The following is a 12,109-nucleotide window of genomic DNA, read 5'->3' as shown; positions in this document are numbered from 1 at the left end:
CGCTCGACATGACCACCGAGGGCACCTCGACATGACCACCGAGGGCACCACCGCGCGCATCGTCCGCAGCGCCGACCGGAAGCACTGGTGGGATGGCGCGATCGACTCCTGGCAGTCCTTCCCCGCCACCGGCAACTTCGACCTCGCGAGTGCCGCGCACGGGCTGCTGCTGGTGCACAACGAGGACACCGTCGCGCCCGGCGAGGGGTTCGACCGTCACCACCACCGCAACATGGAGATCATCACCTGGGTGCTCGACGGAACACTGCGACACGAGGATTCGGTGGGCCACACCGGTGTCCTCCGGCCCGGGGTGATCCAGCGGATGAGTGCGGGCTCCGGCGTCCTGCACTCGGAACGCAACGACAACGGCTACACCTCGCGGCAGCCGCTGCGCGTCGTGCAGATGTGGATCCCGCCCAGCACCCCGGACACCGCACCGTCCTACGAGGAACGCGACGTGTCCGACGCCCTCGCCGGCGGCGACCTGGTCGTGGTCGCGTCCGGCCGGGAATCCCACGCCGGGCGAGCAGCGGTCACGCTCGGCAATCGCGACGCCGCACTGCACGTCGCGAGACCGGCTGCGGGACAGCCGATCACCGTACCGGATGCGCCGTACGTTCACGTCTTCCTCGCGCGCGGCGAGGCGACGACGGGCGGCGACGAGCTACGCCAGGGCGACGCCGTTCGGCTCACCGGCGGCGGCGGTCACCGCATCACGGCGACGATCCCGAGCGAGATCCTGGTCTGGGAGATGCACTCCGCCGCAGCATGAGTCCAGTCAGAGCACCACGTTCACCATGCGACCGGGGACCACGATGACCTTCTTGGGCTGCCCGCCGTTCAGCAACGCGACGATCTTCTCGTCGGCCAGCGCCGCCGACTGCACGGCCTCGCGGGACGCGTCCGCCGCCACACTGATCCGGCTGCGGACCTTGCCGTTGACCTGGATGGGGTAGTCGACGGTGTCGTCGACCAGCCACGTCTCGTCGGCGACCGGGAAGGGGCCGTGTGCGAGAGATCCACTGTGGCCGAGCAGGGTCCAGAGTTCCTCCGCGATGTGCGGCGCCAGAGGCGCGAGCATCAGCACCAACGGTTCGACGGCGCTGCGTGGGGCGCCGGCCGGGTACTCCTTGGTCAGGTGGTTGGTCAGCTCGATCAGCTTCGCACCGGCCGTGTTGTCCCGTAGCGCAGCGTAATCCGCGTCCACGCCCTCGATCGCCCGGTTCACCGCACGCAGGGTGTCGTCCGAGGGGACGTCCTCGGTCACCCGCAGCGCACCGGTCTCCTCGTCGACGACGAGCCGCCACACGCGCTGCAGGAATCGCTGCGCTCCGACGACGTCCTTGGTGGCCCAGGGCCGCGAGGTGTCCAGCGGGCCCATCGACATCTCGTACACCCGGAGCGTGTCCGCGCCGTACTCGGTGAAGATCTCGTCGGGGGAGACGGAGTTCTTCAGCGACTTGCCCATCTTCCCGTACTCGCGGGTCACCGGCTGGTCCTGGAAGAAGTACTGCCCGTCGCGCTCGACCACCTCGTCGGCCGGGACGTACACCCCGCGAGCGTCGGTGAACGCGTAAGCCTGGATGTAGCCCTGGTTGTACAGGCGCCGGTACGGCTCCTTCGAGCTCACGTGCCCGAGGTCGAAGAGCACCTTGTGCCAGAAGCGCGCGTAAAGCAGGTGCAGCACAGCGTGTTCCACGCCGCCCACGTACAGGTCGAGGCCACCGGGATCGTTCTCGCCGTGGACGTCCGGACGCGGGCCCATCCAGTACGCCTCGTTCTCGGGAGCGCACAGCGTGTCGGCGTTGGTGGGGTCGATGTACCGCAGCTGGTACCACGAGCTGCCCGCCCACTGCGGCATGACGTTGGTGTCGCGCGTGTAGGTCTGCAGACCGTCACCGAGATCGAGGTCGACGTGCACCCAGTCGGTTGCCTTGGCCAGCGGCGGCGACGGCTCGCTGTCGGCGTCGTCGGGGTCGAACGACACCGGCGCGTAGTCCTCGACGTCCGGAAGTTCCACCGGCAGTGCGGACTCGGGCAGGGCGTGGGCAATGCCGTCGGCGTCGTAGACCACCGGGAACGGCTCGCCCCAGTACCGCTGCCGAGCGAACAGCCAGTCCCGCAGCTTGTACTGGATGGTGCCGCGCCCCGTGCCCTTCTCCTCGAGCTGCGCGATCACCCGAGTCTTGGCCTCGTCGACCGTCAGCCCGTCGAGATCGCCCGACGCGACCAGTGTCCCGTCGCCGGTCCACGCCGATTCGGTGACGTCGCCGCCCGAGATCACCTGCACCACGGGCAGACCGAACGCCGTCGCGAATTCCCAGTCGCGCTGATCGTGCGCGGGAACCGCCATGATCGCGCCGGTGCCGTAGCCGGTCAGCACGTAGTCGGCCACGAACACCGGCACCGACTCTCCGGTGACGGGGTTGACGGCGTAGGACCCGGTGAAGACGCCCGTCTTCTCCTTGTTCTCCTGCCGCTCGAGGTCGGACTTCGCGGCGATCGCGCGGCGGTACGCGCCGATCGCCTGCAGGGGCGTGCCCTCCCCGAGGGTCCACCGCGCGTCGACGTCCGCGGGCCACGCGACGGCCGTGATGTCGTCCACCAGAGGGTGTTCCGGAGCGAGCACGACGTAGGTGGCGCCGTACAGCGTGTCCGGACGCGTGGTGAAGACCTCGATGCCGGCGGTCCCCGTGCCGTGCGGCAGCTGGGCGTCGAACCGCACCTGCGCACCGCGCGAGCGCCCGATCCAGTTGCGCTGCATGGTCTTGACCTTCTCCGGCCAGTCCAACAGGTCCAGATCGTCGATCAACCGGTCGGAGTACGCGGTGATGCGCATCATCCACTGCCGCAGGTTCTTCCGGAACACCGGGAAGTTGCCACGATCGCTGCGGCCGTCCGCCGTGACCTCCTCGTTGGCCAGCACCGTACCCAGACCGGGGCACCAGTTGACCAACGAATTCGACTGATACACCAACCGATACCCGTCGATGACCTCACGACGCTCGGCGGCCGTGAGCTCGGACCAGACGCGGCCGTCGTCGAGAGTGCGCGCCCCGGACTCGAATTCGGCCTCCAGCTCGGCGACCGGACGCGCGCGTCCCGCCTCGGCGTCGTACCAGGCCCCGTGGATCTGCAGGAAGATCCACTGTGTCCAGTGGTAGAAGTCGACGTCCGTCGTCGCGACCGACCGGCGCATGTCGTGGCCCAGCCCGAGACGGCCGAGCTGACGACGCATGTTGGCAATGTTCGCGTCGGTGGTGGTGCGCGGGTGGGTACCGGTCTGCACGGCGTACTGCTCGGCCGGCAGTCCAAAGGCGTCGTAGCCGAGCGTGTGCAGCACGTTGCGACCCCGCATGCGGTGATAGCGGGCGAACACGTCGGTGGCGATGTACCCCAGCGGATGCCCGACGTGCAGGCCGCTGCCCGACGGATACGGGAACATGTCCTGGACGAACAGCTTGTCCGCCGGGAGGTCGCCGTCGGCGGCGAGGTCCCCCACCGGGTTGGGCGCCGCGAACGTCCCCTCGTCGGCCCAGCGCTTCTGCCACCGCGCCTCGATGGAGCCCGCGAGGTCCGCCGTGTAGCGGTGTCCGGGGGTCGTCTCGGCGGTGGTGTCAGGCTGCGAAGTCACGCGACCAGCGTAAAGCGTGCCCCGGGCCGTGATCGGCCCGGTCACCGACGGACCGTAAACTGGGCATCGTGATCGTCGTGTCCGTGATTCTGTTCGTCCTGCTCCTGGCCGCCGCCGTCGCCCTCGGCGTGGTCGCGGTCCTCGGGCTGCGCGGGCGCCTGCGTCGCAACGCCCTGGTCGGCGTGCGCACCGACGCGAGCATGGCCAGCGACGAGTCCTTCGCCCTCGCCAACAAGGTGGCCGCCCCCACCACCGCGGCCGCCGCCGTGATGTTGCTGCTCGGCGCCGTCGCCGCCGTCGCGCCCGGCGGTCTCTTCGGTGTGATCGCCGCGGCCGTCACCACGGCGGCCGCACTCGTCTCGGCCGCTTACGGCGGCACGATGGGTACCCGCGCCGCGGCCGCCGCCGCGCCCGCACCCGACGAGCAGGGCGGCTGCGGCCATTCCTGCATCTCGTGCAGCCTCAAGGACGCCTGCAAGCCCGCCTGACATGAGCCTGCTGCGGCGGGTGGCCGCTGCTCTGGACGGCTTCGTCCTCGCGATCTTCGGCGTCGCGATCCTCGCGACCCTGCTGCCGGCGACGGGCAGCGCATCCGACGTCCTGCACGCCGTCACCGTCGCCGCGATCGCGCTGCTGTTCTTCCTCTACGGCACCAGACTGTCGCCGCGCGACGCCCTCGACGGGCTGACGCACTGGCGGCTGCACGCCGTCGTCCTCGGGTGCACGTACCTGCTGTTCCCGCTGCTCGGACTCGTCCTGCGGGTGCTCGCGCCGACCGTCCTCACCGACGAGCTGTACACCGGCATGCTCTACCTGTGCCTGGTCCCGTCGACCATCCAGTCGTCGATCGCCTTCACCTCGATCGCCCGCGGCAACGTCGCCGGCGCCGTCGTCAGCGCGTCGGTGTCCAACCTGCTGGGCGTCGTCGTCACGCCGCTCCTGGTCGTCCTGCTGGTGACGACGACGGGTGAGGCGAGCGTCGACGCCTCCGCGATCGGCGACATCCTCCTCCAACTGCTGGTCCCGTTCCTCCTCGGCCAACTCGCCCGCCGACGCATCGCGGGGTGGGTACAGCGGCACGCGTCGGCCACCAAGCTCGTCGACCGCGGGTCGATTCTGCTGGTCGTCTACGCCGCGTTCAGCGTCTCCCGCGTGCAGGGCGTGTGGTCGGTGCTCTCGCCGTGGCGCATCGCCGCGGTGGGTGGCCGTGTGCAGCGTCCTGCTCGCGGTGGTGCTGGGGGCGACCGTACTGATCGGGCGGCTGTGTCGCTTCGACCGCGCCGACCGCATCGTGGTGCTGTTCTGCGGCTCCAAGAAGTCGCTGGCCAGCGGGCTGCCGATCGCCTCGGTGCTGTTCGCCGGACAACCCATCGGCATCATCGTGCTGCCGCTGCTGATCTTCCACCAGATCCAACTGGTGGTGTGCGCCATGCTGGCCACGCGGTACGAACGGCAGGCGATCAGGGACGCCGCATCGACTTCCTGATCTCCTCGAGCCGCGCCTTGCCGGCCCGCTCGCGCTCGGCGAACTTCTCGGCCTCCGTGCGGCCAACGGCGCTCTCGGCGTCCAGCTCGGCCGCACCCATCGCTGTGCCCGACCGCCCCTCGACCCGCTCGCGCACCCCGTCCCAGGTGGGGACGCCGTCCGCGGTCCAGGTCGATCCTTCCACCGCGCCCGGCGCGGCGAGGCCCGGTTCGGTGACGCCCACTCCGACCGGCGGGCCCACCGGATCGTCGACGATCTCCGCGTCGACGGTGACCCCGGGTTCCGGCTCCGCGAGCAGAGACGACGCCGCCTCCCGCACCGCGGCCAGCGCGGGGCGAGAGGCGGTCAGCGCCACCACCGTCTCGAGCACCTCACGGTCGGAGGGCGTGGAGTCGGTCGGGTCGAGGGTGGCGTCGTCGGTCATGGCATCGAGGGTAGGCGTGAAGAGTCGCGGCGTCGGCCCGCCGACGCCCGATGTCACGGCGTCGGCATACCGCCGTTGACGTTGAGGGTGTCACCGGTGACGTAGCTCGACTCGGCGGACGAAAGGTAGACGTACGCCGCGGCCAGCTCGGCCGGCTGACCCGCGCGGCCCAGCGGCGTCTCCTGTCCGAACTCCGGCAACGCCGAGGTCGGCTGTCCGCCCGACGCCTGCAACGGAGTCCAGAACGGCCCCGGCGCAACGACGTTCACGCGAATGCCGCGGGGCGCGAGCTGCTGGGCGAGCGCCTTGCTCATGGTGTTGATGGCCATCTTGGTGGTCGCGTAGTCCACGAGTCCCGGCGACGGCGTGTAGGCCTGGATCGAGCTGGTGGTGACGATGGTCGATCCGGCCGGCATGTGCGGCACGGCCTCCTGGACGATCCAGAACAACGAGTAGACGTTGGTCTTGAACGTGGCGTCGAACTGCTCCGGAGTGAGGTCCTCGAGCTTCTCGACATACTGCTGCTTGCCCGCGACGGCGACCAGCAGGTCGATGCCACCGAAGGCGTCGACGGTGGTGCGGACGAGGCCGCGGGTGGCCTGCTCGTCGGTAAGGTCGGCGGGGGCGAGGACGGCGGTCCGGCCTGCCTCGCGGACCAGGTCGGCGACCTCCTGTGCGTCCTGCTCCTCGGACGGGAGGTAATTGAGGACGACGTCGGCGCCTTCACGGGCGACGGCGATGGCGACGGCACGCCCGATGCCGGAATCGGCACCGGTGATCAACGCCTTGCGGCCGGTCAGCCGGCCGGTGCCGCGGTAGGACCGTTCGCCGTGATCGGCACGGGGCTCGAGATCGGCGGCGAGGCCGGGCGGGTCCTGATGCTGCTCCGGGAACCCCTCCTGCCGGTACTGCGTCACGGGGTCGGTGAAGGTGTACTGATCGGTCACGGCGATGCTCCAACCGGGGGGTGGTGGGCGGAATCGGAACGGAGGCGACGGGTGGTTTCCATCGGGTCGTTGCTGCCGCATGCCCGGCCGGTCCCGGTGGCAAACGCCGCCCTCGGGGTGTGGCGATCGGCACTCCGGGTACTCGCCGAACCATGGCGAAGTTCCCCGGCGCGGCCACGTTCGTGCCCGACACCCTCGATCTGGCCGATCTCGCGATGTCGGCGCGGGAGTGCCGGGGGTGCGATCTGTGGGAGCCGGCCGAGCACGTGGTGTTCGGCGCGGGTTCGGCAGGCGCGCGCATGATGCTCGTCGGCGAACAGCCCGGTGACCAGGAGGACCGGCGGGCCGCACCTTTCGTCGGACCCGCCGGCATCCTGCTGAATCGCGCTCTGGCGCAGGCGGACATCGACCGGGAGGTCACCTACGTGACCAATGCGGTGAAGCACTTCAAGTTCACGCGGGGGTCGGGCCCGCGGCGCATTCACCAGAAGCCGCTGCGCTCGGAGGTCACGGCGTGCCACCCGTGGTTGCAGGCGGAGCTGCGCGCCGTCGACCCCGAGGTGGTGGTCCTGCTGGGTGCCACGGCGGCACAGGCCCTGATGGGCCCGTCGTTCCGGATCGGGGCGAGCCGCGGTGAGATCCTGGCGCTCGGGGACGCGAAAGCCGTGGCCACCGTGCATCCGTCGGCCGTCCTGCGGACCGACGACGCCGAGCGCGACGCGGCGTTCGACGGCTTGGTCGCCGACCTTCGCGTGGCGGCCGGCCTCCTGACGTGACCCACGCGCCGTCCCGATTCGCAGTAGCGTGGCGAGGGTGACGGACACGCACCCCGACGGAACCATCGCGCCTGCGTACACGGGCCGCCTGGCGAACGATCCCGTTCCGGCCCTTCGGCTCCCCACCGATCGCACCGATCCCGACGCGGTCTACCGCTTCGTGCACGACGAGTTGATGCTCGACGGCAGTTCGCGGCTGAACCTGGCGACGTTCGTCACCACGTACATGGAACCGCAGGCCGAGAAGCTCATGGCCGAGACGTTCGACAAGAACATGATCGACAAGGACGAGTACCCGGCGACGGCCGCGATCGAGCAGCGCTGCGTCAACATGGTGGCCGATCTGTGGAACGCGCCGAACCTCGACGCGACCGATCCGTCGAGCGCGACCGGGGTGTCCACGATCGGATCGTCCGAGGCCGTGATGCTCGCCGGGCTGGCGCTGAAGTGGCAGTGGCGCGCTCGGCGCCAGGACGCCGGAGACGACGCGACCCGACCGAACCTGGTGCTGGGCACCAACGTTCAGGTGGTCTGGGAGAAGTTCTGCCGGTACTTCGACGTGGAGCCGAAGTACCTCGACATGGAACCGGGCCGGTACGTCATCACCCCCGACCAGGTCCGAAAGGCCGTGGACGAAAACACCATCGGCGTCGTCGCCATCCTCGGCACCACCTTCACCGGTGAGCTCGAGGCGGTCAGGGAGATCACGGAGGCGCTCGACGACGTGGCCGCGGCGGGCGGTCCGGACGTACCCGTGCACGTCGACGCCGCCAGCGGCGGATTCGTCGTCCCGTTCCTCGACCCCGATCTGCTGTGGGACTTCCGGTTGCCGCGGGTCAAGTCGATCAACGCCAGCGGCCACAAGTACGGATTGACCTATCCCGGACTGGGTTTCGTGGTCTGGCGCGAATCGCAGGACCTCCCCGACGACCTGGTGTTCCACGTGAACTACCTCGGTGGGGACATGCCGACCTTCACCCTGAACTTCTCGCGTCCCGGCAACCAGGTGGTGGGTCAGTACTTCAACTTCCTCCGCCTCGGACGCCGTCGCCTTCGCCCTGCGCGGCGACCCGGGCTTCACGGTGTTCGACATCTCCCACGAGCTGCGGGCGCGCGGCTGGCAGGTCCCGGCCTACACGATGCCCGCTCGCGCGGAGGATGTCTCGGTGCTGAGAATCGTGGTGCGCGAGGGCTTCTCGGCGGATCTGGCCCGACAACTGTGCGACGCGATCGACGAGGTGGTGACATCTCTGCGGGGCCGCGACGGTCACTCGCACGCCCGCGCGTTCGCCCACTGACCGGCGTGGGGGCCGGCGCTCGAGGCGGTGTCGAGGCCGGTGAGTCAGTTCGTGGACGTGTCCAGGGGGTGCGTGGCCAGCATGGCGAGCGGCATCGGCTGCCGACGCAGCACCCGCGCCCACAGGTCGACCCGACCGGACCCGACGACGTCCGTCGGCAACGCGGAGACGACCATCCAGTCGTCCCGCTCGAGTTCGCCCTCGAGTTGGCCGAGCGTCCACCCCGAGTAACCCGCGAAGATGCGCATGCCGTCGATCGACGACGCGATGACGGACGGGTCCGAATCCAGGTCCACCATCACCACCCGACCGTCGACACGACGCAACCCCGGCACGTTCTCCGTGGAGACCCCGGGACGCAGGGTCGCCAGACACAGTGCGGAATCGCGCTTCACCGGCCCACCGACGTGCAGGGCCTTCGGCGCGCTGGTCAGCGGTGCCCACTGCGGGAGGACGTCGTGCACCGCCGTGTCGCTCGGACGGTTCAGGACCACGCCGAGACTGCCGGCGTCGTTGTGTTCGATCACGTACACGACCGTGCGTCGGAACGTCGGTTCGACCAGTTCCGTGGACGAGATCAGCAAGCTTCCGGGCCGCACGGCGTGGTCGGGCGTCGCCGTCCGGTCCTCCGGGTCCTCTGCGTGTGCCACCGTCTCATCATGGCACCGGTGATCGCCCCGCGCCGCGAGACCGGGCAGGGCGAATGAGCGCGATCGCGGCCACCGTGCGAGCGGTCGTGCGCGACCCCGACGCACGCCGCCTCGCGCTCGTCCGACTGGCGACGCAGTTCGGTGACGGCATGGTGCAGGCGGCGCTGGGCGGAGTCGTGCTCTTCGACCCCGCGCGGGCCGCCGACCCCCTCACGATCGCCGCCGGATTCGCCGTCCTGTTGCTGCCGTACTCGCTGGTGGGGCCCGTCGCCGGCGTCGCGTTGGACCGTCTCGACCGCCGCGCCGTGCTGATCGGGGCCGGACTGGCCAAGACTGCGCTGATCGTGCTGGCGACGGTGTTGTTACTGGTGGACGCGTCGACCACGGCCGTCCTGGTGACCGCCCTCGTGCTCGTCGGGATCAGCCGCTTCGTCCTCGCGGGGATGTCCGCCGCGCTGCCGCGAGTGGTGGCGACGGACGCGCTGGTTCCGACGAACTCCGCGCTGGTCACCCTGGGCGCGGTGACCGCTGCCGCCGGGGCCGCCGTCGCCACCACGGTCCTCGCCCTCGCCGGTCCGACGGGCGTTCCGGCCGCCGTCGCGACCGCCGTGTCCGCGCTCGGTGCTGTCGTCGCCGCCCTGCTCGCCCGGCGGTTCCCGGCCGGTCGTCTCGGTCCGGCCGGGAACCGCACCGCCGAGCGCGGCGACGCCGGGGGCATCGTCGGCGTCGGACGCGGCGTCGCGACGGGTCTGCGCACCGTCGCCGTGACGCCGACCGTGCGTTCGGCGCTGCTCGGTGTCGGCGCGCACCGCGTCGTCTTCGGGATCGACACCGTCGTGACGATCCTGGTCCTGCGCGACGCGACGACCACCGAGCGCGCGACCGTGCTGCCGGTGGGCATCGCGGGATTCGGCCTGGCCGTCACCGCGACCGCGGCGGGCTTGTTCGTCGCCGCCCTCACCACTCCGATCCTGCGCCCCCGCCTGGGCGCCCGCCGGCTGACGGCCTCGGCGTTGATCCTTGCCGCCGTCGTGCAGGGAACCCTGGTGATCACGCTGGAGCCCGACCTGCTCGTCGTCGGCGCCTTCGTCCTCGGCGTGGCCGGCCAGACCGTCAAGCTCAGCGCCGACGCGGCCCTGCAGACCGACGTCGACGATCGCCGCCGAGGCCGCGTGTTCGCCCTGCAGGACACCGTGTTCAACGCCGCGTTCGTCGCGGCGGTGGCCGCCGTGGCCGTCGCGTTCGGCCCGGTGAGTACCGCGTCCGGCGCCGTGGCGCTCGTCGCCGTGGGAGTCGGCGCGGCGCTCTACCTCGTCGCCGCCGTGATCGTCGCGAGCTCGCCCGTCACTCGGCCTGCTCCGCCGATCGACGAGAGTTCCACCACGCCACCAATTCTCGCTCCGCCTCGTCGCGGTCCAGCGGACCCCGATCCAGACGGAGCTCCTTGAGGAACCGCCAGGCCCGGCCCACCTCGGGACCCGCCGGGATGTCGAGCAGCTCCATGATCGCGTTGCCGTCGAGGTCCGGACGCACCCGCGCCAGGTCCTCCTGCGCGGCCAGGCGGTCGATGCGCGCCTCGAGGTCGTCGTAGGTCGCCTGCAGGGCCGCCGCGCGACGCTTGTTGCGCGTCGTGCAGTCCGCCCGCACCAACTTGTGCAGGCGGGGGAGCAGATCACCGGCGTCGGTCACGTAGCGCCGCACCGCCGAATCCGTCCACTGACCCTTGCCGTACCCGTGGAAGCGCAGATGCAGGAAGACCAGCTGGGCGATGTCGTCCGTCGCCTTCTTCGGGTACTTCAGTGCACGCAACCGACGGCGCGCCATCTTGGCGCCCACCACCTCGTGGTGGTGGAAACTGACCCCGCCGCCCGGCTCGTTGCGCTTGGTGTCCGGCTTGCCGATGTCGTGCAGCAACGCCGCCCACCGCAGGATCGGATCGGGGTCGCCCTCCTCGAGGTCGATCGCCTGCTGCAGCACCGTCAGCGAGTGCCAGTACACGTCCTTGTGCTGGTGGTGCTCGTCGATCTCGAGCTTCATCGCCGGCACCTCGGGGATGATGCGCTGCGCGATTCCCGTGTCGCACAACGCTTCCACCCCGTCGACGGCGTGCTCGCCGAGGATCAGCTTGTCCAGTTCCGCGGTGATGCGCTCGACGGTGATCCGATCGATCTGCTCGGCCATCTCGCGCACCGCCGTCCGCACCCGCGGCATCAGGGTGAAGCCCAGCTGGGACACGAAGCGCGCCGCCCGCAGCATCCGCAGCGGATCGTCGGCGAACGAGACCTCGGGCTCGGTGGGCGTGTCCAACACCCCCTCGAGCAGTGCGTCGAACCCGCCCAGCGGATCGACCAGGTCGCCCGGCCCGTCGCCGTCGACCCGTACGGCCATCGCGTTCACCGTGAAGTCGCGCCGCACCAGATCCTCGGCGAGGGTCGACCCGTACCGCACCACCGGATTGCGCGAGACGCGGTCGTACGCGTCGCTGCGGAACGTCGTGATCTCGATCTGCCGCCCGTTCCGCACCGCGCTCACGGTGCCGAACTCGATGCCGGTGTCCCACTGATGGTCCGCCCACCCCGCCAGGAGAGCCTGCGTGTGCTCCGGCAGGGCGTTGGTGGTGAAGTCCAGATCCGTGTTCAGCCGACCGAGCAGCGCGTCGCGCACACTCCCGCCGACGAGGAACAACTCGTACCCGGCCGTCGCGAACAGCGCGCCCAACGGACGCAGAATGTCGTCGTGCGCCCGAAGCGCCACGGCACCCGACGCCAGCAGACGCGCACGCCTCTCGGGATCCGGAACGGTAGTGGACACGTCGCAACACCCTACCGACGTCCCCCCACCGCCCGACCGGGGCGACGAACACGGGAGACACGCCGATCGGCAACTAGTAT

Annotated in this window: 9 protein-coding genes and 2 pseudogenes; 6 read left to right on the top strand and 5 right to left on the bottom strand. The window is 70.4% G+C overall.

What is annotated here, in order from left to right; translation table 11 throughout:
• Positions 1 to 31: 31 nt before the first annotated feature.
• Positions 32 to 775, top strand: coding sequence for a pirin family protein (locus BMZ18_RS09100; RefSeq protein ID WP_068364939.1), 744 nt, complete (start codon positions 32 to 34; stop codon positions 773 to 775).
• Positions 776 to 781: 6 nt separating this feature from the next.
• Here the strand turns inward: BMZ18_RS09100 and leuS are convergent, their stop codons facing one another.
• Complete coding sequence (leuS, locus tag BMZ18_RS09095; RefSeq protein WP_068364936.1) at positions 782 to 3,637, bottom strand: leucine--tRNA ligase; 2,856 nt, start codon at positions 3,635 to 3,637, stop codon at positions 782 to 784.
• A gap of 68 nt (positions 3,638 to 3,705) precedes the next feature.
• Here leuS and BMZ18_RS09090 point away from each other — a divergent pair, with 68 nt between their 5' ends.
• Positions 3,706 to 4,125 carry an SdpI family protein gene (locus BMZ18_RS09090; protein ID WP_068364934.1) on the top strand — a complete coding sequence of 140 codons (420 nt, stop codon included), beginning with the start codon at positions 3,706 to 3,708 and terminating at the stop codon, positions 4,123 to 4,125.
• Between the two features lies 1 nt (position 4,126).
• Positions 4,127 to 5,123 (top strand): annotated as a pseudogene (locus BMZ18_RS09085) (bile acid:sodium symporter family protein).
• Here the strand turns inward: BMZ18_RS09085 and BMZ18_RS09080 are convergent.
• A complete protein-coding gene (locus BMZ18_RS09080) occupies positions 5,098 to 5,547 on the bottom strand; it encodes a hypothetical protein (RefSeq protein ID WP_068364932.1) in 450 nt (149 codons plus the stop codon). The pseudogene BMZ18_RS09085 and the gene BMZ18_RS09080 overlap by 26 nt on opposite strands.
• Positions 5,548 to 5,600: 53 nt before the next feature.
• Positions 5,601 to 6,494 carry a glucose 1-dehydrogenase gene (locus BMZ18_RS09075; RefSeq protein ID WP_068104444.1) on the bottom strand — a complete coding sequence of 298 codons (894 nt, stop codon included), beginning with the start codon at positions 6,492 to 6,494 and terminating at the stop codon, positions 5,601 to 5,603.
• A gap of 152 nt (positions 6,495 to 6,646) precedes the next feature.
• Between BMZ18_RS09075 and BMZ18_RS09070 the strand changes: the two genes are divergently transcribed.
• Together BMZ18_RS09070 and gad are read left to right on the top strand one after the other, a co-directional pair.
• Positions 6,647 to 7,270, top strand: a complete 624-nt coding sequence (locus BMZ18_RS09070; RefSeq protein ID WP_068364929.1) for a UdgX family uracil-DNA binding protein — start codon at positions 6,647 to 6,649, stop codon at positions 7,268 to 7,270.
• A gap of 37 nt (positions 7,271 to 7,307) precedes the next feature.
• A pseudogene (gene gad / locus BMZ18_RS09065) lies at positions 7,308 to 8,568 on the top strand (glutamate decarboxylase).
• Positions 8,569 to 8,612: 44 nt separating this feature from the next.
• On the opposite strand, the gene BMZ18_RS09060 reads toward gad, so the two are convergent.
• The gene (locus BMZ18_RS09060; protein ID WP_068364926.1) at positions 8,613 to 9,218 is read right to left on the bottom strand and encodes a YqgE/AlgH family protein; all 606 of its coding nucleotides are present in this window, start codon (positions 9,216 to 9,218) and stop codon (positions 8,613 to 8,615) included.
• A 53-nt stretch (positions 9,219 to 9,271) separates the two neighbouring features.
• Between BMZ18_RS09060 and BMZ18_RS09055 the strand changes: the two genes are divergently transcribed.
• Entirely contained in the window at positions 9,272 to 10,666 is a 1,395-nt protein-coding gene (locus BMZ18_RS09055) for an MFS transporter (RefSeq protein ID WP_074922107.1), read from the top strand.
• On the opposite strand, the gene BMZ18_RS09050 is transcribed toward BMZ18_RS09055, so the two are convergent.
• Positions 10,563 to 12,029 (bottom strand): CCA tRNA nucleotidyltransferase, encoded by a 1,467-nt coding sequence (locus tag BMZ18_RS09050; protein ID WP_068364920.1) that lies wholly within the window; start codon positions 12,027 to 12,029, stop codon positions 10,563 to 10,565. The genes BMZ18_RS09055 and BMZ18_RS09050 overlap by 104 nt on opposite strands.
• Between the last annotated feature and the right edge of the window lie 80 nt (positions 12,030 to 12,109).

Origin of the sequence: Rhodococcoides kroppenstedtii (genome assembly GCF_900111805.1) — a bacterium.
GTDB classification, from domain to species: Bacteria; Actinomycetota; Actinomycetes; order Mycobacteriales; family Mycobacteriaceae; genus Rhodococcoides; species Rhodococcoides kroppenstedtii.
The sequence above is the reverse complement of the archived record's forward strand: the minus strand, read 5'-3'. Positions and strand labels throughout refer to the sequence as shown.